Raw genomic sequence first — 22047 nt, forward strand, 5'->3', positions numbered from 1 at the left:
TTATTATTGATTATTAATGATTAATTCTGATGCTATTTTTCCAGAAATTAATGCTGGTGGAACTCCAGGTCCCGGAACTGTTAATTGCCCTGTAAAATACAAATTATTTGCTTTACTACTTTTTATTTTTGGTCTTAAAAATGCTGTTTGTAAAAGCGTATTTGCCATTCCGTAAGCATTTCCTTTGTATGAGTTGTATTCTTCTTTAAAATCCTTTACACAAAAAGACTTCTTAAATAAAACGTGTTTTTTTACTTCTTGATTTGTTAATTTCTCAAATCGATCTATAATTTTATGAAAATACTCTTCTCTTAAGGCTTCTGTATCTTCAATTCCTGGAGCTAAAGGTATTAAGAAAAATCCAGCTTCCTTTCCTTCAGGAGCAGAAGTTTTATCTGTTATTGATGTAAAGTTTGCATAAAACAAAGGGTCTGTTGGCCATTGTGGATTGTCATAAATTTCTTTTGCATGCGCATCAAAATCTGTATCAAAAAACAAGGTATGATGGCTTACATTTTTTACTTTTTTATCAAAACCAACATAAAATAGTAATGATGAAGGAGCAAAGGTCTTTTTATCCCAATATTTTTCTGAATACTGACGTAAATTTTTATCTAACAAGGTTTCTGTATGATGATAATCTGCGCCACTTAAAACAAGGTTTGTTTTAATTTCTTCTCCATTTACCAATAAAGCAGTTAAATTATTAGCGGTATCTGTAATAATTTTTTCAACATTAGCATTCGTTTTAAAGGTTACTCCTAAACTTTTTGCTAAAGAAACCATTCCTTCAATAACGGTGTACATTCCCCCTCTTGGGTGCCAAGTTCCTAAACCAAAATCTGCATAATTCATAAAATTATAAAATGCGGGAGTATTGTTGGGTTTAGCTCCTAAAAACAAAACAGGAAATTCTAATATTTTGATTAATTTATTGCTCTTAATATTTTTTCTAACTTGCTTTCTTATTGTTGAAAAAAACTGAGAAACTCTTGCTATAGTAGTTGTATTAACTAATTCTAAGGGCGAAACTCCCGGTTTATACACTAAGTCTTTAATAGCGGTATCGTAATTAGATTTTGCAGAATCTAAAAAAGTCTTCAAGTGTTTTGCGCTTCCTTTTTCTGTTTCTTCGAATAAATCGTAAATCTCTTTTAATTCACTAGAAATTTTAACGGAATCATTTTCTCCAAAATAAACTTCATAACCAGGATTTAATTTATCCAATGTATAATAATCTGAAGGTTTTTTACCAAAATCGGCAAAAAAACGTTCAAATACATCTGGCATCCAATACCAAGAAGGACCAATGTCAAAAGTAAAACCCTCTTTTTTATACTGCCTTGCTCTACCTCCTAAAGTATTATTTTTCTCTAAAACAATAACTTCAAACCCCTCTTTTGCTAAATAACAAGAAGCTGATAATGCAGAAAACCCAGAACCAATAATATGTACCTTTTTATTCATTTTTTATTTTGTTTAACAAAGATAGTAAATAACCAAACAAAATAACAGAAGAAAGAATTTAATTATAATACTTTTAACAAGTCTGGAATAGAATCATAAAATTGAATGTTCGAATTTAATTTAAGATGTTTAACTTTATTAACTTTTCTTCCTGTTGCAATAAATTGATTTTTAGAAATACTCATAATTTCATTAATCTCTTGGAAATAATTTTCAATTTTATCGTCGTAAGGTTGTATCGTTAAAGATGTTATAAAACATATTTCTCTGTCGCTCTCTAAAAAATAATTTAAATTATTTAAAGGTAAACTTTGCCCAAGATAAACTGTGTGAAATCCTCTAAGAACTAATTCATAATTCAAGTACAAAAGCCCTAATTCATGTATTTCATTTTCAGGTAAAAACAATACATACGTTTTATTTGTATTATTAATATTGTATTGCAGTTTTTCTGTATTCGATTGAATTTTTTGGGCAATTAGATTCGAAATGAAATGTTCGTGTGCGGGGAGTAAAGTCTCAGTATGCCACAATAAACCAATATTCTCTAAAAAAGGGATAAAAACATCTTTAAAGATTTCTCGAAATGTTTTTTTGTGTAATAATGTGTTGTAAGAATTATTAAATAGCACTTTATCAAATTGAAACATAGACAACTTAAAAGCGTTTATAGCCTCATCATTAACTGCTGTTTTAAAAGCCAACTCTCTTGACTGAAGCGTAATAGCTTCATCAGACATCTTTGCAATCTTAGAAACCTTAAAATTATTATTGTTTAATAAAACAATATTTAAAAGTTTAGTTAAGTCTTCCGGGGTGTAAAATCTAATATTAGTTTCAGTTCTTTTTGGAATTAACAAATTATATCGTTTCTCCCAAATACGAATTGTATGTGCTTTTATGCCAGAAATATTTTCAAGGTCTTTGATTGTGAAATCTTGCTTAATATTGTTCAATGTATTTGATTTATTATTCAACAAATCTAAATGTTTTTTTTTAAATAAAAATATATTTTAAAAAGAATTGTAACATTTTATACTTTTGAGCTACTCATAAAGAAAACTAACTAAAACGAAAAAGTGCAAAAAGATTTAGAAGCTAAATTTTTATCGGACTTTGAGAAAAATCAGAATATAGCTCATAAAATTTGTAGGATTTACACTACAAATCAAGATGCACATAATGATTTGTTCCAGGAAATCACCATACAAGTTTGGAAAAATTATTCCAAATTTAGAGGGGATTCTAAATTTAGTACTTGGATGTATAGAGTTGCTTTAAACACAGCGATTTCATTATATAGAAAATCTACAAGAACTATAAAGACACAAGATATAAATGACGTAGTTTACAAAATAAAGTCTACTGATTATGATGATACAGAAGAAAGACAATTAGCAGCATTGTATAAAGCAATTCATAAATTAAACGATATTGATAAAGCGCTCATTTTATTATACTTAGAAAACAAACCTTATAAGGAAATTTCTGAAACACTTGGTATATCTAGTGTAAATGCAAGAGTAAAAATGACCAGAGCAAAAGAAAAATTAAAAAAATTTTTAACCCCATAAAAATGGATTTATTAGATAAATATAAAAAAGCTTGGGAGAATCAACCTGAAGAAGCGAACAAGCTTTCTGCAGTTGAAATCTATAAAATGGCACAATCTAAATCGTCATCAATTGTAAAATGGATATTTATTATTGGTCTCTTAGAGTTTGTAGTTTTAAACTCGCTCTATTTCTTAATAGATATGGATGAAGCTTATGCTGAATATGAAAAAATGGGCTTAGAAAGTTTTATTTTCTACTCTCAAATTATAGCATATATAATTCTTTTTTACTTTTTGTGGATGTTTTATATGAATTACAAAAGAATATCTGCAGTGGATTCTACAAGAAAATTAATGACTAAAATTATTAAAACTAGAAAAACGGTAAGAAACTATGTATTATTTAATCTAGGTTATATGGTACTAATCATGTTTACGGTTACTATTGCTTCAATAAATTTAAAATTTGATGATTTAAATACAAAACAAATTCTACTTATTATTCTTTTAACAATTATTGTAACAGCACTAATTTTAGGTCTTTTATGGTTGTTTTATCAATTACTATATGGAATTTTATTAAAAAAATTAAACAGAAATTATAAAGAATTAGCTAAATTAGACAGCAAAAACTAAGGGTCCTTATGAAAAAAATTCTTCTTCTTTTATTTTTAAGTGTATCATTGTTAACATGCGCTCAACAAAAAACTGATTTCTGGAAAAATGTACGTTATGGAGGAGGATTTTCTCTTGGTTTTGGAACAAGAACAACCATAGGTATTTCACCAAGTGCAGTTTATGATTTTAATAACGGTTTTTCTTTAGGAGCTGGTTTAAATTATATTTATAGCGAGTTTGGTACAATATCTACAAGTTTATACGGAGGAAGTATTATTTCTCTATATCAAGTTCCTGTAATTGGAGTACAACTTTCTGGTGAATTTGAACATTCTTTCGCAAAACAAAAAGATGCTTCAAATTCTAGTGCTATAAATACTAATTTTCCTGCATTGTATTTAGGAGCTGCCTACAATAAAGGAAGGTTTTCATTTGGGTTAAGATATGATGTTTTATATGATGAAAATAAAAGTGTGTATGGATCTCCAATTTCACCAATAGTACGTTTTTACTTCTAGAAATTTTTTAATTCTAATAATAGTTTTTCTAACATAACATCTGTGAAATCATGATGCGTTACAATTCTTATTTTCCCATCTCCCATTGGTGTTAATAAAATATTTTTTGCTTTCATTTTATTGATAAAATTCATGTCTCCAACTTTTTCATCAACATAAAAGATAATAATATTAGTTTCTATTTCTTCAACTTTAGTAACATAATTACAAGAAGATAAAACGGCACCAATTAACTGTGCTTTTTGGTGATCTTCTGCCAATCTTTCAACTTGATTTTCTAAAGCATAAATTCCTGCCGCTGCTAAAAAACCAACTTGTCTCATTGCTCCGCCTAACAATTTTCTAATTCTTAACGCTTTTGCAATATGTTCTTTAGAACCTAATAAAATTGAGCCAATTGGCGCTCCTAAACCTTTTGATAAACAAATTGAAATTGTATCAAATAATTGTCCGTATTGTTTAGCTGTTTCATTTTTAGCAACCAATGCATTAAATAATCTTGCCCCGTCTAAATGATATGCTAAATGATTCTCTTTACAAACTTCTTTAATCTTTTCTAATTCCGTAAAATCCCAACAAGCTCCTCCTCCTTTATTTGTTGTATTTTCCATACAAACTAAACGAGAATAAGGAACATGAATGTCTGATCTTCCTGCAACAGATTTTTTTAATTGTTCTGCAGTAAACATTCCTCTATTTCCATCAATTAAGCTACAAGTAACACCAGAATTAAAAGCGGCTCCTCCACCTTCATAATTGTAAACGTGCGCCCATTTATCACAAAATAACTTATCACCAGGTTGTGTATGTAGTTTTATCGCCGTTTGATTCGCCATGGTTCCAGAAGGAAAAAACAAGGCATCTTCCATTCCAAATAACCTGGCTGCTTTTTCTTGCAATTCGTTAACTGTTGGGTCCATTTTAAAAACATCATCACCAACTTTTGCATTCATCATTGCATCCATCATACCTTTGGTTGGTCTGGTTACTGTATCTGAAATTAGGTCTATTATCATAGCTATGTTTGTGGGTAACGATTTTTCGCCACCTTATATTTTATTAATTAATATCTGTAATCAGTGCCAATTGGCGATCCGTCTGGAATTTTTGGCGCACTAACTTTCTTAAATGAAGTTGGATTTTTAACAAAACCATTTATCATTTTAATCATGTTTGCATCATACATTTTCTGAATTCCTTCCGTTTTTTTGTCTTTTATGAATGTTTTTATTTGATCTAACTTAAAAAACACAATTGCATTTACTTGTTTGTATTGGTTTTTATTAGCTGCCAAATAAAATAATTGCTCTAAAACCTTTGTATTTATAACATTTTGTAATTCTTGATAATAAGTATCTTCATGCGTTTTCTTAATCGTTTTAGCAATCAATTCATCTATTAACTCATCTAAACCTAATTGTCTTTTTTCTAAACTTTTATGAGCTACTAATCTTGAAGTTCTTTCTGGATGCAATAATAATTCTAATGTCATTTCAGATGCAGTTTCTACTGCTGAAAAAGCATCAAACTCCACTCCTAACTTACTTTTAAAAGATTCTCTACTTCTGCCAAATCCCATTGCTCTTGGAGGAAATAATTCTAACTTTTCTTTTGGAATTGCAATTTCATCTACTGCAATTGTTTTTAAAACAGCTTGTAATGCAATTCTTTCTGTTATGCCAGAAACACGACTTACAACTGTTTCTTTTCCTCCTTTTACTGCGTAAGAATAATCTAAACCTCCAATTAATTTTACAGTAGCTTCTGTTTGAAATCTATGGAAAAAATAAAGTGGTACAAAAACATCTTCTAAAACAGAATAAGGCTCATTTGTTTTAATATTGTCTGTAGAAAAGTTATTAATAGCCGTTTTTCTAATTTTAAGAATCGTGTATAATTCATCATAAATAGTACCACCATTATCCCATAAATGTGCAGATATACTTGCACTTCCTTGAGACCTTGCATCTGAATCAGACAAATATTTTAATCCATTTTCAGTTGCATTTTCTAAAATCTCGTTTAACTTTTCATCTTCATTTTCTATAAAATCTTGATAAAAATAAGCAACTGTTACTTTATCCCAAACTCCTATTTTAGTATCATAAGCATTAGAAAAATCAATTTCTCCCTCTTTTAAAGTAATCTTTGGATGTGGATAATCCATTACAGAAGACCTCTTATTTGTACTTGCTGCAAAATTATGCGCAAAACCTAAAGTATGTCCTATTTCATGTGCAGAAAGTTGTCTAATTCTTGCAATTGCCATTTGCAAAGCAAAATCATCATCAACTGTATTGTTTTTATAAGGCGCTTGTAACGCTTGTGCGATTAAAAAATCTTGACGAATTCTTAAACTTCCTAAACTAACATGCCCTTTAATAATTTCACCCGTTCTTGGGTCAGAAATACTACCACCATAACTCCAGCCTCTTGTAGATCTATGTACCCATTGTACCATATTATATCTAACATCTAAAGGATCTGCACCTTCTGGCAACATTTTCATTTGAAAGGCATCTTTGTATCCAATTGCTTCAAAAGCTTGATTCCACCAACTTCCGCCTTCTAATAATGCAGAACGAACTGGTTCTGGAGTTCCTCTATCTAAATAGTAAATAATTGGTTCTTTCGCTTCAGAAATTGCTGCATTTGGATTTTTCTTTTCTAAACGATGTCTGTAAATAAAACGTTTTGTTATAGATTGATTAACAGGTGTTGCATAGTCTAAATAAGACATTGGGTAGCCTCCTGAACGAGGATCAAATTTTCTAGTTTTGTACTTATTATCTGGTAACTCTACAAAAGAATGATGTTGATTCACAGAAACTAAACTCGCATCTGGTGTAACACTTCTAATATTAGATCCTTTTGGAGAACCTTTAAAAGTTAATAGTACATCAAACTCAATATTTTTAGGAAATGCTCTTGTTCTTTCTAAATTGAAAGCACTTTTACTTTTGTCTAAACTATAACTTCCTTGATTGTTTCTTGCTAAACTTCTAGAAACACCATGCGCATCTCTCATAAAAAAATCAGTTGCATCAACTAAAAAGACACCCTTTTTCTGTTCTTTAATAACAAAACCATGTAAAACTGATTTTGCAAAAGCTTCTTTTACAGATTTTTTTTCTTCTTTATTATTTGTTATTGCTCTATAATCTTGATTTGGCTGAATCAACATAATTTTATTTCCAGCTTTCTTGAAATATACAACTACTCCATCTCCTAATTGACCTCTATCTAAACCAATGTCATTTGAACCAATTCCTTCAGAAAGTGAATGCACATATAGAAATTCTGAATCTAACTCATCAATCTGAAGAAAGATCTTATCTTTATTTTCATCATAATAAAATGTAAAATAACCTTCCTGTTTTGTAATTCCCTTTTGGAGTTTATTTCCTGATTTTTCTGTAAAAAACTGAGAAAAACCATTCGCTGAAATAGAACTCAAAAATAGAATAAGTAGTAGTTTCTTCATTTTAAAAATATTTTCTATAAATCTATAAAATAACTATCAGCTTTTAAAAGAAGAAATCCTAAAATTTCATTTATTTTTGTAAAGCCTATGATTACACAAGAACAACTTAAAGATATAGCGACAAGAATTGAGAAATTGAAATCTTATTTAGAGATTGATAAAAAACGCATTGAAATTGCCAATGAAGAGGAAAAAACTGTAAATCCAGATTTTTGGAACAATCCAAAAGAAGCAGAAATTTTCATGAAAGAGCTTCGTTTCAAGAAAAAATGGGTAGAAGATTATCAAAAATCCATCTCTTTAAATGAAGATCTAAATGTACTTTATGAATTCTATAAAGAAGGCGAGGTTGAAGAGAATGAAGTTGTTGAGCAGTTTGAAAAAACAAGTACTTTTTTAGAAGACATTGAGTTTAAAAATATGTTGTCTGAAGAAGGAGATTCTTTATCTGCAACCATACAAATTAATGCAGGAGCCGGAGGAACAGAAAGTTGTGATTGGGTAGAAATGCTATCTAGAATGTACTCTATGTGGGCAGAAAAGCATGGTTTTAAACTAAAAACACTTAACTATCAAGCGGGGGATGTTGCAGGAATTAAAACAATTACGATAGAAATTGAAGGCGATTATGCTTTTGGTTGGTTAAAAGGAGAAAATGGTGTTCATAGATTGGTACGTATTTCACCTTTTGATTCTAATGGAAAACGTCATACAACTTTTGGTGCTGTTTATGTTTTTCCTGTGGTAGATGATTCTATAGAAATAGAAATAAACCCTGCAGATATTGAGATTGTTACTGCAAGATCTAGTGGTGCTGGAGGCCAGAATGTAAATAAAGTAGAAACGAAAGTTCAGCTAACACATAAACCAACAGGTATTCAGATTTCTTGCTCTAATTCTCGCTCTCAGCATGATAATAGAGCAACGGCAATGAAAATGTTAAAATCTCAATTGTATGAAATTGAACTTAAAAAACAACAAGCTGCAAGAGATGATATTGAAGCTAATAAAATGAAAAATGAATGGGGAAGTCAGATACGTAATTACGTAATGCATCCTTATAAATTAGTAAAAGACGTTAGAACTGCACATGAAACAGGAAATGTAGATGCCGTTATGGATGGAAATATAAATCCGTTTTTAAAAGCATATTTAATGTTAAACGGACAGAAAAGTAATGATTAGAAGCTAATTACTGCTTTACACTATTTCTTTTTATAAAACCAAAAGGTTAAGAACGGTTTCAATCAGGACTAAACCTATTTACTAACTAATAGAAAACTTAAAAACTTCAAAAAAAATGATAAAAATATACCACAATCCACGTTGTTCAAAATCGAGACAAGGAGTAGAGTTATTAGAAAACTCAGGGAAAGAATTTGAAATTATAAAATATTTAGATGACGTTCCTTCAGAAAAAGAATTGACAGAAATTATTAATTTATTAAACATCTCTCCTATTCAATTAGTTAGAAAAACTGAAAAAATATGGAAAGAAAACTACAAAGGAAAAGAACTATCAGATAAAGAAATAATTAAAGCAATGATAGAAAACCCTAAACTAATTGAACGCCCAATAGTTATTAATAAAACCAAAGCTGTTATTGGTCGTCCATTAGAAAATATCTCAACAATTATTTAGTATTTGTTTAACAAAATATTAACGTTTATTAGTTAAACTTTTAAAGAGATTTGTTGTCTTAAAAGAACACCTATTCAAAGACAATGAAAAATATTACTTTACTTATTTTATCTCTTTTTGTAACCACAATTTTATTTGCACAAAGACCAAACCAGTCTTCAATAACAATTACTGGAAAAATAGTTGATTCTAAAACAAATCAACCTTTAGAATACGCTACAGTTATTTTAAAAGATATGAAAACTCAGAAAATTTCTGGAGGTATTACAAATGAAACAGGTACTTTTAAAATAGAAACTCCAGTAGGAAAATACGAAATTAGCGTTGAGTTTATTTCTTTTAAAACTCAAAAATTCCCTATACAAGAGTTATCAGTAAATAAAAATTTTGGACTTATAAAACTGCAAGAAGACGCAAGTAGTTTAGATGAAATAGTTATAGTTGCAGAGAAATCTACAGTAGATATTCGTTTAGACAAACGTATTTATAATGTTGGAAAAGACATGACTGTAAAAGGAGGAACTGCTTCAGATGTTTTAGACAATGTACCTTCTGTAAGCGTAGATGTAGAAGGAAATGTAAGCTTAAGAGGTAATGAAAATGTACGTATTTTAATTGATGGTAAACCTTCTGCTTTAGTGGGTTTAAGTGGTGCGGAAGCACTAAGACAATTACCAGCAGACGCTATAGAAAGAGTGGAAGTAATTACCTCACCATCTGCAAGATATGATGCAGAAGGAACTGCAGGAATTTTAAATATTATTCTAAGAAAAGGAAAAGCTTTGGGCTTTAATGGTTCTATAAATGCCACTGTTGGAAATCCAGATCAATTTCAACTAGCCACCAATTTAAATCAAAGAGGATTAAAGACAAACTTTTTCTCTAACTTCGGATATAACTACAGAAACGGACCAGGAAACTCTTTTACAGATTTAAGAAACCTTACCAATGGCGTTATTACAAGTTCTCGAATAGAAGATAGAGAATGGCAGAGAAAAAGAAATAGTTTTAACTCAAGTATTGGTTTAGAATATTTTCTAACTAAAAAAAGTTCTTTAACAGGAACCGTTTTTTATACAAATACGAAAGGTGGAAATTTCTCCGAAAACAATATTCAAGAATTTGATAAAAATAGTCTTTTAACAGATAGCAATCTAAGAACTCAGGATGAAGACTCTGATGATGAAACAGTACAATATTCTTTAAATTACACAAACAACTTTAATAAAAATGGCCATAAACTAAATCTAGACTTTCAATACAGTGACAGTAAAGAAAACGAGGAAGCTATCAATTTAGAAACAGGTTTTACAGATGAAACTAACATTACAAACGAAGCTTCTAAAAACACTTTATTACAAGCAGATTATGTTTTGCCAATTGGTGAAAATGCTCAATTTGAATTAGGTTACCGAGGAGATTTTCAAGATTTAACTTCAGATTTTTTAGTAACTCCTGTTTCAGATCCAGATTTTGACCCATCAAATAGCTTAGAATTTGGTCAAGATATTCATGCATTTTACTCGCAATACGGAAACAAGTTTGATAAATTTTCTTTCCTGTTAGGACTTCGTTTAGAAACTACAGATGTAAAAGTAAGGTTATTAAACACTAATGAAAATAACGACTTTAGTTACACAGAGCTATTCCCAACAGTAAATTTTGGTTATGAAGCAACAGAAAAACAAAGCTTTACTCTGGGGTACAGTAGACGTTTAAGAAGACCAAGGTTTTGGTATTTAAATCCGTTTGAATCAAGAAACAGCCAGAATATTATTTTTAAAGGAAACCCCGCTTTAATACCCACTTTTACAAATTCTTTCGATTTAGGATACTTAAACAGAATTGGTAAATTAACTTTAAACTCCTCTATTTATTATCAACATTCTAAAAATAATATTAGTAGAGTTACAAGGCAAGAAATTAGAGAAATTAATGGTAATGACGAATCTGTATTAATAAGAGAACCAATCAATTTAGCCTCAGAAGATAGATATGGATTTGAGTTCACAGCCAATTATAATGCAACTAGAACAGTAAAATTCGACGGAAGTTTTAATTTATTTAACTCTAAAACAGAAGGAGTTTACACCTACGATTTCCTAGATCCAACATCAAATACTACCAATACAATTACAGAAGACTTGAGTAATAGTAACACAAGTTGGAGAGCACGTTTTAACGCAAGAGTAACCTTACCTTATAAAATAGAATGGCAAACAAGATTGTCTTATAGAGGGCCAAGCGAAAGTGCACAAAATGTAAGTGATGGAATTTTCTCAGCAAACTTAGCCTTCAGTAAAGATGTTTTAAAAGAGAAAGGAACGTTGGTTTTAAATATAAGCGATGTTTTTAATTCAAGAAAAAGAAACGCTGTAAACTATACACCAAATAGAGATGCGCCAACAAATATTTCGGATCAAACTTTTCAATGGAGAATGCGTCAAGTATCTTTAAACTTTACGTACAGATTTAATCAACAAAAAAATCAACGACAAAAAGGCGGAAGACAAAATGGTGGTGGAGAAGAATTTGAAGGTTAATATTTTTGGCATTTGAAAAGGCTTGATGTACTATTTTTTAATTGCCATCATTACAAATCACCTCTTTTTTATGTGATACTACAATTTATTCTTAATCAATAGATTACTTCGTACACTCTTGATTAAGAATATTAAATAAGCTACAAAAAGGTTTAAGTATCAATACTAGACCCACACACTAAAATCAATAAAAAAACTCGTTCAATTTCTTGAACGAGTTTTTTTATATAAATATAATTAAAAGCTTACTTACCTTCCGCAGCTCTTTTTGCTTCTTTTTTTAATTTCATATTTTCCCAAATAGTTCCACCAATCCAATAAGGAACAACAAACGTTAATAAGAATATTAACAACCAAAAACCTGTTGTAAAAATAAACATGAATAAAACTAATCCTGAAAATTGTGAAAAATCTAACATTTGCTTTTTTTGAAAATTTATTACTGCAAAAATAAGATATATTTTCAAAAAATAGGCATCAAAAAAATATTTTTTTTTGTTCTTTAAAAATGATAATTATCAACTATCTGTGATCATAGTTTTTTGTAATTTTGCCGCATCATAAATTTACATTTAAATCATGAAATACAGAATAGAAAAAGACACTATGGGACAAGTAAATGTTCCTGCTGATAAATATTGGGGTGCTCAAACAGAACGTTCAAGAAACAATTTTAAAATTGGTGCATCCGCTTCAATGCCATTAGAAATAGTCTATGGTTTTGCGTATCTAAAAAAAGCAGCTGCATTTACAAATGCAGAATTAGGTGTTTTAACAAATGAAAAACGTGATTTAATTGCGCAAGTTTGTAATGAAATTTTAGAAGGAAAATTAGATGATCAATTTCCTTTGGTAATTTGGCAAACAGGTTCTGGTACACAATCTAACATGAATGTGAATGAAGTTATTGCAAACAGAGCTCATGAAATTGCTGGTAAAATAATTGGTGAAGGAGAAAAAACCATTCAACCAAATGATGATGTCAACAAATCTCAATCATCTAACGATACATTTCCAACAGGAATGCATATTGCTATTTATAAGAAAATTATAGAAACTACAATTCCAGGTATAGAACAATTAAGAGATACTTTACAAACAAAAGTTGACGCTTTTAAAGATGTTGTAAAAATTGGAAGAACCCATTTAATGGATGCAACTCCATTAACTTTAGGTCAGGAATTTTCTGGTTATGTAGCGCAATTAAACTTCGGTTTAAAAGCGTTAAGAAACACTTTAGAACATTTGTCTCAATTAGCTTTAGGAGGAACAGCAGTAGGAACAGGATTAAATACACCCGCTGGTTATGATGTTTTAGTAGCAAAATATATTGCTCAATTTACTGAAATGCCATTTATTACAGCAGAAAATAAATTTGAAGCTTTAGCTGCACATGATGCTTTAGTAGAAACGCATGGAGCATTAAAACAAGTTGCAGTTTCTTTAAACAAAATTGCAAACGATATTAGAATGTTGGCTTCTGGTCCTCGTTCTGGAATTGGAGAAATTATTATTCCAGCAAACGAACCAGGAAGTTCTATTATGCCTGGAAAAGTAAATCCTACGCAAGCAGAAGCAATTACAATGGTTTGTGCACAAGTAATGGGAAATGATGTTGCAGTGACCGTGGGTGGAATGCAAGGACATTATGAATTAAATGTTTTTAAACCAATGATGGCTGCAAACGTTTTACATTCTGCTCAATTAATTGGAGATGCATGTATTTCTTTTGATGTAAATTGTGCTGCAGGGATTGAACCAAATCATACAAGAATTACAGAATTGGTAAATAATTCTTTAATGCTAGTAACTGCTTTAAATACAAAAATTGGATATTACAAAGCTGCAGAAATAGCAAATACAGCGCATGAAAACGGAACAACCTTAAAAGAAGAAGCAGTTCGTTTGGGGTATGTAACACCAGAACAATATGACGAATGGGTAAAACCTGAAGAAATGACTGGAGGTTTGAAATAAAAAAATTCCAACTAAATTTTAAAAGCTGCAATTTATTTTGCAGCTTTTTTATCTAAAAAAATTAATAAAAAATGACAAATCACGAAGATTTTATGAGTGAAGCAGTAAAAGCTGCTTTAAAAGGAATGAATAATAATGAAGGAGGCCCCTTTGGGTGTGTTGTTGTAAAAGCGGGAAAAGTTATTGGTATCGGAAATAACAAAGTTACTTCAACGAATGATCCAACTGCGCATGCAGAAGTTACTGCAATTAGAGATGCTTGTAAAAATATTGGTTCTTTTCAATTAGATGGTTGTATTATTTACACTTCTTGTGAACCTTGCCCTATGTGTTTAGGTGCCATTTATTGGGCTAGACCAGATAAGGTGTTTTATGGAAGTAATCAAATTGATGCTGCAAATATTGGTTTTGATGATGAATTTATCTATAAAGAAATTCCATTACCATATGAAAAAAGAAGTATTCCTTTTCAACAAGTTGGAAGAGAAATTGCTTTAGAACCTTTTCAGAAATGGTCTGAAAAAGAAGATAAAACAGCATACTAAAAAAAATCCGAAGTTTAAACTTCGGATTTTTTTGTTTTATAAATAGTGTTCTTTAATTATATCTAAATGATGATTTTGATGTCCAGAAATAATAATTCCAACTGCTCTTACAGACATGTTTTTTCCAGAACCTACTCCTATTCTTAACAAATCTTCATCTGAGAAACTTTTAAATAGTTGAATTGTACTTTTTCTAACCACGATCATTTCATCTAATAAATCTTTATAATTTCTTTTATTAGCGTTACAATTATCAGTAAATAAATCATGATCAAAACCCGGTAGCGCTGTTTTATCATTTCTAGCAAAACACATTGCTCTATAGCTAAAAACACGTTCTGTATCAATTAAATGCTGTATTAATTCTTTAATTGTCCATTTTCCTTCAGCATACGCATATGCTTGTTTTTCTTTAGGTAAATTCTCTAAAATTGACATGAATTTCTCTTGAACGTCAACTAAGTTTTCTATAATTGATTTATCATTTTCTAACAATGTTTTAATATAAGGTGCATAATAGGATGCATATTCATTTGTTGTAATCATGTTGCAGTTTTATTGTAAATTTGTGAACCAAATTTAATCATTTTTTATGACCAAGTTATTCATCAATATAAAAGAATTAATTCAAGTTAGAGATATTTCTGTAAAAAAAGTAGCTGGAACAGAAATGAGCATGCTACCAACTATTAAAAATGCTTTTTTATTAATTAAAGATACTATAATTTCTGATTTTGGTTCTATGGATAATTTACCAAAAACTTCTGTTGATGAAACAATTGATGTAACTGATAAAATGATTTTACCAACTTGGTGTGACAGTCATACACATATTGTTTATGCAGGAAATAGAGAACAAGAATTTGTTGATAGAATTAACGGATTATCTTATGAAGAAATCGCTAAAAACGGTGGTGGTATTTTAAACTCTGCAAAGAAATTACAAGAAACTTCTGAGAAAAAATTATACAAGCAATCTGCTAAAAGACTTGAAGAAGTTATTGCTTTAGGAACTGGTGCAATTGAAATAAAATCTGGATATGGGTTAACGTTAGAAGCAGAACTAAAAATGCTGCGAGTTATAAAAAAACTGAAAGAGAATTATAGCATTCCAATCAAAGCTACATTTTTGGGTGCTCATGCAATTCCTCAAGAATATAAGAGTAATAAAGAAGGTTATATCAATTTAATTATTGATAAAATGTTACCACAAATTGCAAAAGAAAATCTAGCTGATTTTATAGATATTTTTTGTGAAGTTGGTTATTTCTCTGTTGAAGATACTGATCGCATTTTATCAGCAGCAAAAAAATATGGATTCATTCCAAAAGTACATGTAAATCAATTTAATTCGATAGACGGAATTGAAATTAGTGTAAAACACAATGCTTTATCAGTTGATCATTTAGAAGTATTATCAGATAAAGATTTAGAGATTTTAAAAAATTCTAGTACAATTCCGGTTGCTTTACCTTCTTGCTCTTATTTTTTAAGCATTCCTTATACGCCTGCAAGAAAAATTATTGATAATGGTTTACCTTTAGCTTTAGCTACAGATTACAACCCTGGTTCTACGCCATCTGGAAATATGAATTTTGTAGTATCTACTGCTTGTATAAAAATGAAAATGACGCCCGAAGAAGCAATAAACGCAGCAACAATAAACGGCGCTTTTGCAATGAACTTAGAAAACAATGTTGGTAGTATTTGTAAAGGAAAATTAGCAAATTTTATAATAACGAAAGAAATTCCTAGCTATGGTTTTATACCTTATAGTTTTGGAACTAATTTAATAGAACGTGTTTTTATAAACGGAAAAACTATTGACTAAATTTTTTGTTATTTTAATTTTTATAGTACTCAACCTCAGATTTTATTAATCCTAAAAATAAGTAAAATCGTTTTAAAAATAATTTTAAAATCATTCATTAAGCTCCAATTTTTAACATAATCTATATTTAATTGTACTTTTTGAGGCCATAAAACCTCATTATTGTAGACTATTGGTTTTTTTTGCTTCTTTAGTAATTCTTCTTCATTTACAAATTTTAAAGTAGCCATTGAGGTTAAACCAGGCTTAACAGAAAGAATTATTTTGTTACTTCCTTTTAATTTATCTGCATAACCTAAAACATCAGGTCTTGGACCAACAATACTCATCTGACCAAAAAGTACATTAAAAATTTGTGGAAGTTCGTCTAATTTTGTTTTTCTTATAAATGCGCCAAAAGAAGTAATTAAAGGCTCTTCACCAGACTTCATTGACTTAATCTTGTAAATGGTAAATAGTTTTCCGTTCTGCCCTACTCTTTTTTGAAAGAAAACTCCAAGTTCTTTATTAATAATTGTAGAAATAATAAACAAAATAAAAATTGGAATTATAAAAAATACAATCCCAATAAGTGATAAAAAAAAATCGCTGAATCTCTTAATTAGTTTTTGCTTATGAGAAAGCATTATTTTTTTAGCTTAAAAAAGTTTATAAACTTAGTAAATATGCTCTGAGACTCTTCACTTTCATGATACCCATAACTATATTTTCCATAGCCGTAACCATAGCCGTATCCATAGCCATAACCATAGCCGTATTTATTTTTAATAGAAAAGTCATTTAATACATAACTTATATTAGTAACTTCTTTATTTCTATATTTATCATCAATCATTTTCATCATTCCTTTTTCAGAATAATTCTGACGAATAACATATACAATTGCATCAGAGTACTTAAACAACTCTAAAGCGTCAGATACTAACCCAACAGGAGGTGTATCAATAATTACATAATCGTAGTCTTTTTGAAGCTGCTTAATCATATTATCAGCATTCTTATTTAATAATAGTTCTGATGGATTTGGTGGTATTGGACCAGAAAGGATTAAGTCTAAGTTAGGAACCTTAGTTGGTATAATAATTTCTTCTAATGTTTTTTGATTAATTAAGTAATTAACAACTCCAACATCATTAGTTAAATCAAAATCGGCATAAATTTTTGGCTTTCTTAAATCTAACCCAACTAAAACCGTCTTCTTTCCACTTAAGGCAAAAACAGTTGCCATATTTATAGAAATCATGGTTTTTCCTTCACCACTTACAGAAGATGTTAATATTAATGTTTTGGACCCTTCTTCCTGAGCATTTTTAAATAAAAATTGAATATTAGACCTTATTGCTCTAAAGGATTCTGCTACAGAAGATTTTGGTCTTTCAAAAACTGCTAAATTATTTTTAGATAGATTTCTACCAACAACACCCAATACAGGAATTGCATAATTATTTTGAATCTCTTCTGCGGTATGTATTTTATTATCTAAAACTTCTCTTATAATTATATAAAATAGCGGAAAAATAACACCTAGCATTAATCCCAATAAATAATTAAAATTGGGTTTAGGATAAATTGGCTTATTCCCTAAATCTTTAGCTGTATCAATTATTTTAACATCAGAAACATTTGCTGCTATAGCAGTACCCGCTTCATAACTTTTCTGTTTTAAATAACTATAGTTCGTTTCAGAAATCTCATAATTTCTTTGATACTTTAATAAACCTTGTTCTCTTTTTGGAAGTTTTTTAAGCTTACTTTTATAGGTAGACAATCTCGAACTCAGCTTATTTAATCTATTTTTATTTACAACCTTTAATGTTGATATATTTTCAAGTAAAGAATTTTTTGCTAGATTTATTTCATTACTTAATCTTATTATATCTGGATGATTGTCAGTTATTATATTTCTTAACCTTTCTCTAAGTGTAGATTTTTGGATTAGAACAGTAATTTCTTCAGCTATTTTAACATCTTGAACAATAACCAAAGCAGGAATAGGTATGTTATTCTCTATAAACTCATTATGAGTTAAAATATAATTTCTTAAATTATTTAAATAATCATTAAAACTTAAAATCTCTTTTTTTTCTTTTTCTAAACCTATAGTCTCATCATAAATAGCATTTCCTTCTGTAGATAAATCAAAAATATTATTTTCTTGTTTATAAATTCCTAATTCTTTCTCTATACTATTTAAACTATCTTGTTCTCTTGCGAACAACTTATCTATATATTCTTTTGTTTTTTTAGCGTATAATATTTTTTGCTCTTGCTTAACTTCATCAAGTATTTGGACAGTAGCATTTAAATAATCTACAATCCTATTTTTATTTGTACCCTGTTTCGTTAATCTAAGCATTGATGCTGCATTTGTAATACTTGCAACACTTATAGATCTGTTTCTTCCTACAGTTCCATCAAAACTACCAAATTTAATTAAGTACTTTTCTCCAATTATAAAATCACCAACTTTATCAACTGAAAAGTTTAAAAAAGGCGTATTAATTTCTTCATTAACTTTAAATTCTTTTGAAAAAACTGCTGTTGATGAAGTATATAAACTTGTAGAATTATTATCATAATTTATTAATGTATTTGCGTTTAACCCATTAAAATCAAATGATAATTTAAATGTATTTTCTCCTGTAATTTCAAATTCTATAAGCTTTCCATATAATTGAGATTTATCAGTTTTTAGATTAATTACAAATGGTGTATAACCATAAACGTCTTCTAACCTATATCTCCCTTCTTTAAGATAATCTATAAAAAAGTTTAATTTTTTTACAACTTTTTCGTTATGAGATCTAGATGTTAGAATGACTTTAATTGTTTCAACTTCATCACTAGAACCTCCCCAATTAAAAGCAATATTTGTACCCGTTGAAAATAAAGGATTATTCTCTTCTTTTACAGATAGTGTTGTATTTAAACTATAAACCTTAGGTTTATAACCATTCATGAATTTTGCAACAATTAGCCCAAGAATAATAGTTACAAAAAAAAGTTTCCAGTATGATAAAACTTTAAAAACATACCACTTAACATCAACATTATCTTGAATTTTACTGCTATTAAGTTTATTTTTTATATCCATAATTTAGAAGTTTCTTGCTAAGATAAAAGTTGAGGTTATCAAAGTAAAAATAGAAACTATTGTTGTTAGCGTTTGTAAGCCAGTAGTTCCTGTACCCCATGCCTTTTGTTTTAGAGGAATAACATTTATATAATCGTTAGGTTTTATATAAAATACATTTGAGTTGAATGCATTTATATCTGTTAAATCAATTACAAACTTTTCTGTCCCTGTTATAGAATTTCTTATAACTTCAACTTTTTTTCTATTTCCTACAATTGTAATATCACCTGAATTAGCAATTGCCTCTATAATAGATACTCTATTTTGATAAATTATTCTTGGTCCTGGATTATTTATTTCACCTATTATTGTATATCTAATTCCTGATAACTTAACAGATACAAAAATATCTTCTTGTTTTTTTATATATTTTCTTAGTTCTTTTTCAATTTTTTTTCTAACCTCAACTGTTGTATAACCAAGAACATTAATCTCACCTAAATTAGGTATTCTAATATTTCCATAACTATCTATACTATAATCTAAAAAATAACTTCCACCTCCATTAAAACTTTGTCCAGAATTTCCTGATCCACTATTACTCCCACCAGTACCTACACTTTCTACTTTCTTAAATATTTTTACCAAATCATCATCGTTAGATTTTATAGCGATATTAATCATATCATCAACCTGTAACTTATAGGGTATATTGTTTATACGTTGAATTTCAGTTTTTTGAACTGGATTTCCCTGAAGATAAATTAAATCCTTACTTGGAACACAAGAACCTAAAAAAAAGGAAACTAAAAATAATAAATAGTAGTATTTCATTATAAAATAATCAAGAATAGACACAAATATACTTTTTATCAACGTAATGCTATAATTTTATTTTAATTTCGTTTTTCATTTTTTTCAAATGCTAAATATAACAATAGAGTACCTTACCTTTTTACTTAAATCTACAAATCAGCATGGAGTCCATTCTCCATTTTCTTACAAACTGATAACTAAATGTTTATACAAAAAAACAACTAGCAGTTTATGGGGGAAATTTAAGGAAATAAAGCAACAATTATTAGATAATAAAGAAACTGTTAAAGTCACTGATTTTGGTTCTGGTTCTAAAATTTTTAAAAATGATGAGCGCCAGATATCAAAAATTGCTAAAGTTGCTGGAATATCAAATAAAAAAGCAAAATTATTAATTCGATTAGTTGACTATTTTCAACCTAAAAATGCTTTAGAAATTGGTACTTCTTTGGGTTTATCTACTTCTGCTATAAAATTAGGTAATCCTAATTGCAAAATAGTAACATTAGAAGGTTGTCCAGAAACAAGTAACGTTGCACAAAATTTATTTAAAAAAAACAATTTTAAAAATATTCAAGTAATATCTGGAGAATTTAAAAACACAGTACCACAATCTGTAAAAAATGAACAGTTTGACTTTATTTATTTTGATGGAAATCACAATAAAAAATCAACATTAGAATACTTTAATAGTTGTTTAGAAACAATAAATAATGATGCTATTTGGATTTTTGATGATATTTATTGGAACTCAGAAATGAAAGAAGCTTGGAAAGAAATTAAAGCACATCCAAAAGTTACTGTAACTATAGATATTTTTCATTGGGGAATTGTTTTCTTCAGAAAAGAACAAGCAAAAGAACATTTTAAAATAAGAGTTTGATAAAAGGTGTAAGTGTTTATTATTTAAATGTTAAATGATATAAAAGGTAAACGCTACAACTTTGAAACTTTGTAACTTTGTTTCTTTACAATAAGAAAAAAATGAAAATATATACAAAAACTGGAGATGAAGGTACAACCGCTTTATTTGGAGGCACAAGAGTTCCTAAATACAATTTACGCATAGAAAGTTATGGAACTGTAGATGAGTTAAATTCTTACATCGGTTTAATTAAAGATCAGGAGATAAGTCCAATTATTAAAGAATCTTTGTTGAAAATTCAAAATGAATTATTCACTTTAGGTGCAATGTTAGCAACACCTCCTGATAAAGAAACTCTAAAAAGTGGAAAAGAGCGTTTAAATATTCCTAAAATTAATGAAAGTTCTATTCTTTTTTTAGAAAATGAAATTGATAACATGGAGCAAGAACTTCCACAAATGACTCACTTTATACTTCCAGGAGGTCATCAAGCAGTGTCATTTTGTCACATTACAAGATGTGTTTGCAGACGTGCAGAACGCTTATCTGTAGAATTAAATGATCTAGAAACTATAAATAATGATATCTTAAAATACTTAAACAGACTTTCTGACTACCTTTTTGTGTTGGCACGAAAATTGTCTAAAGACTTATCAATAGAAGAAATCAAGTGGATTCCTACTAAAAATTAATACGTTCTTTTTTTTATCGATTTGAAGAATTTTTAAATTTTATTTTCAATTTAAATCACTGATATTTAATATGTTATAAAATAATAAAAATACTTTACAATAAATTTCTTAAAAAAGACTTGCATAATTCAGCAAAAAAATTATTTTTGCACAAAATTAAACAATTAAGAAATGTATTGGACATTAGAATTAGCATCTTATTTAGCAGATGCACCTTGGCCAGCAACCAAAGACGAGTTAATAGATTATGCTATTAGAACTGGATCTCCTTTAGAAGTAGTAGAAAACCTACAAGATATTGAAGATGAAGGAGACGCATATGACTCTATTATTGAAATTTGGCCTGATTACCCGACTGAAGATGATTATCTTTGGAACGAAGATGAATACTAAAAAGTAATATTAAAAATATAAAAAG

General features: G+C 28.9%; 21 protein-coding genes. 12 read left to right on the forward strand and 9 right to left on the reverse strand.

All coding sequences use genetic code 11. The features are described 5' to 3' along the window. Positions 1-3 precede the first annotated feature (3 nt). Both BTO04_RS04225 and BTO04_RS04230 read right to left on the reverse strand, forming a co-directional pair. Complete coding sequence (locus BTO04_RS04225; RefSeq protein WP_087563309.1) at positions 4-1467, reverse strand: NAD(P)/FAD-dependent oxidoreductase; 1464 nt, start codon at positions 1465-1467, stop codon at positions 4-6. A gap of 62 nt (positions 1468-1529) precedes the next feature. Beyond that, positions 1530-2423: a MerR family transcriptional regulator gene (locus tag BTO04_RS04230; protein WP_198342111.1), complete on the reverse strand. Its 894-nt coding sequence runs from the start codon at positions 2421-2423 to the stop codon at positions 1530-1532. Between the two features lie 123 nt (positions 2424-2546). Here BTO04_RS04230 and BTO04_RS04235 point away from each other — a divergent pair, with 123 nt between their 5' ends. Genes BTO04_RS04235 through BTO04_RS04245 form a run of 3 tightly spaced genes read left to right on the forward strand, consistent with a single transcriptional unit; the run spans position 2547 to position 4158 of the window. Further along, the gene (locus tag BTO04_RS04235; RefSeq protein WP_087563311.1) at positions 2547-3041 is read left to right on the forward strand and encodes an RNA polymerase sigma factor; all 495 of its coding nucleotides are present in this window, start codon (positions 2547-2549) and stop codon (positions 3039-3041) included. Between the two features lie 2 nt (positions 3042-3043). After that, positions 3044-3658 (forward strand): hypothetical protein, encoded by a 615-nt coding sequence (locus tag BTO04_RS04240; RefSeq protein WP_087563312.1) that lies wholly within the window; start codon positions 3044-3046, stop codon positions 3656-3658. A gap of 8 nt (positions 3659-3666) precedes the next feature. Continuing rightward, on the forward strand, positions 3667-4158 hold the full coding sequence (locus BTO04_RS04245) for a hypothetical protein (RefSeq protein ID WP_087563313.1): 492 nt from the start codon (positions 3667-3669) through the stop codon (positions 4156-4158). Here the strand turns inward: BTO04_RS04245 and BTO04_RS04250 are convergent. Beyond that, positions 4155-5174, reverse strand: coding sequence for a low specificity L-threonine aldolase (locus tag BTO04_RS04250; RefSeq protein ID WP_087563314.1), 1020 nt, complete (start codon positions 5172-5174; stop codon positions 4155-4157). The genes BTO04_RS04245 and BTO04_RS04250 overlap by 4 nt on opposite strands. 47 nt (positions 5175-5221) lie before the next feature. Beyond that, the gene (locus BTO04_RS04255; protein WP_087563315.1) at positions 5222-7642 is read right to left on the reverse strand and encodes a zinc-dependent metalloprotease; all 2421 of its coding nucleotides are present in this window, start codon (positions 7640-7642) and stop codon (positions 5222-5224) included. Between the two features lie 87 nt (positions 7643-7729). Between BTO04_RS04255 and prfB the strand changes: the two genes are divergently transcribed. The 3 genes from prfB (at position 7730) to BTO04_RS04270 (ending at position 11827) form a co-directional block, all read left to right on the forward strand. Continuing rightward, on the forward strand, positions 7730-8827 hold the full coding sequence (gene prfB / locus BTO04_RS04260) for a peptide chain release factor 2 (RefSeq protein ID WP_087563316.1): 1098 nt from the start codon (positions 7730-7732) through the stop codon (positions 8825-8827). A gap of 115 nt (positions 8828-8942) precedes the next feature. Continuing rightward, the gene (gene arsC, locus BTO04_RS04265) at positions 8943-9284 is read left to right on the forward strand and encodes an arsenate reductase (glutaredoxin) (RefSeq protein ID WP_087563317.1); all 342 of its coding nucleotides are present in this window, start codon (positions 8943-8945) and stop codon (positions 9282-9284) included. A gap of 83 nt (positions 9285-9367) precedes the next feature. Continuing rightward, the gene (locus tag BTO04_RS04270) at positions 9368-11827 is read left to right on the forward strand and encodes an outer membrane beta-barrel family protein (RefSeq protein WP_087563318.1); all 2460 of its coding nucleotides are present in this window, start codon (positions 9368-9370) and stop codon (positions 11825-11827) included. A gap of 245 nt (positions 11828-12072) precedes the next feature. On the opposite strand, the gene BTO04_RS15310 is transcribed toward BTO04_RS04270, so the two are convergent. Further along, positions 12073-12246 (reverse strand): hypothetical protein, encoded by a 174-nt coding sequence (locus BTO04_RS15310; RefSeq protein ID WP_198342112.1) that lies wholly within the window; start codon positions 12244-12246, stop codon positions 12073-12075. Between the two features lie 160 nt (positions 12247-12406). Here BTO04_RS15310 and fumC point away from each other — a divergent pair, with 160 nt between their 5' ends. Both fumC and BTO04_RS04280 read left to right on the forward strand, forming a co-directional pair. Beyond that, positions 12407-13804: a class II fumarate hydratase gene (fumC, locus tag BTO04_RS04275; RefSeq protein ID WP_087563319.1), complete on the forward strand. Its 1398-nt coding sequence runs from the start codon at positions 12407-12409 to the stop codon at positions 13802-13804. 71 nt (positions 13805-13875) lie between these two features. Then, a complete protein-coding gene (locus BTO04_RS04280; protein WP_087563320.1) occupies positions 13876-14349 on the forward strand; it encodes a nucleoside deaminase in 474 nt (157 codons plus the stop codon). 36 nt (positions 14350-14385) lie between these two features. Here the strand turns inward: BTO04_RS04280 and BTO04_RS04285 are convergent, their stop codons facing one another. After that, positions 14386-14895 (reverse strand): DinB family protein, encoded by a 510-nt coding sequence (locus BTO04_RS04285; protein WP_087563321.1) that lies wholly within the window; start codon positions 14893-14895, stop codon positions 14386-14388. Between the two features lie 46 nt (positions 14896-14941). Here BTO04_RS04285 and hutI point away from each other — a divergent pair, with 46 nt between their 5' ends. Beyond that, positions 14942-16180 carry an imidazolonepropionase gene (gene hutI, locus BTO04_RS04290; RefSeq protein WP_087563322.1) on the forward strand — a complete coding sequence of 413 codons (1239 nt, stop codon included), beginning with the start codon at positions 14942-14944 and terminating at the stop codon, positions 16178-16180. A 35-nt stretch (positions 16181-16215) separates the two neighbouring features. Here the strand turns inward: hutI and BTO04_RS04295 are convergent, their stop codons facing one another. From BTO04_RS04295 to BTO04_RS04305, 3 genes are read right to left on the reverse strand one after another with little or no spacing between them, the layout of a single operon-like run. Continuing rightward, positions 16216-16806, reverse strand: coding sequence for a sugar transferase (locus BTO04_RS04295; protein WP_087563323.1), 591 nt, complete (start codon positions 16804-16806; stop codon positions 16216-16218). Next, positions 16806-19274, reverse strand: coding sequence for a tyrosine-protein kinase family protein (locus BTO04_RS04300; protein ID WP_087563324.1), 2469 nt, complete (start codon positions 19272-19274; stop codon positions 16806-16808). Before BTO04_RS04300 ends, BTO04_RS04295 begins: the two co-directional genes overlap by 1 nt. Before the next feature lie 3 nt (positions 19275-19277). Beyond that, complete coding sequence (locus BTO04_RS04305) at positions 19278-20090, reverse strand: polysaccharide biosynthesis/export family protein (protein ID WP_087563325.1); 813 nt, start codon at positions 20088-20090, stop codon at positions 19278-19280. 88 nt (positions 20091-20178) lie between these two features. On the opposite strand from BTO04_RS04305, the gene BTO04_RS04310 reads away from it, so the two are divergent. The 3 genes from BTO04_RS04310 to BTO04_RS04320 all read left to right on the forward strand — a co-directional run bounded on the left by BTO04_RS04310 (position 20179) and on the right by BTO04_RS04320 (position 22022). Beyond that, positions 20179-20955 carry an O-methyltransferase gene (locus BTO04_RS04310; RefSeq protein ID WP_087563326.1) on the forward strand — a complete coding sequence of 259 codons (777 nt, stop codon included), beginning with the start codon at positions 20179-20181 and terminating at the stop codon, positions 20953-20955. 101 nt (positions 20956-21056) lie between these two features. Then, positions 21057-21629, forward strand: coding sequence for a cob(I)yrinic acid a,c-diamide adenosyltransferase (locus BTO04_RS04315; protein WP_087563327.1), 573 nt, complete (start codon positions 21057-21059; stop codon positions 21627-21629). Between the two features lie 171 nt (positions 21630-21800). Next, positions 21801-22022 carry a DUF2795 domain-containing protein gene (locus tag BTO04_RS04320; RefSeq protein WP_077809574.1) on the forward strand — a complete coding sequence of 74 codons (222 nt, stop codon included), beginning with the start codon at positions 21801-21803 and terminating at the stop codon, positions 22020-22022. Positions 22023-22047: the final 25 nt, after the last annotated feature.

Source organism: Polaribacter sp. SA4-10 (assembly GCF_002163835.1).
In the GTDB taxonomy this organism is placed as follows: domain Bacteria; phylum Bacteroidota; class Bacteroidia; order Flavobacteriales; family Flavobacteriaceae; genus Polaribacter.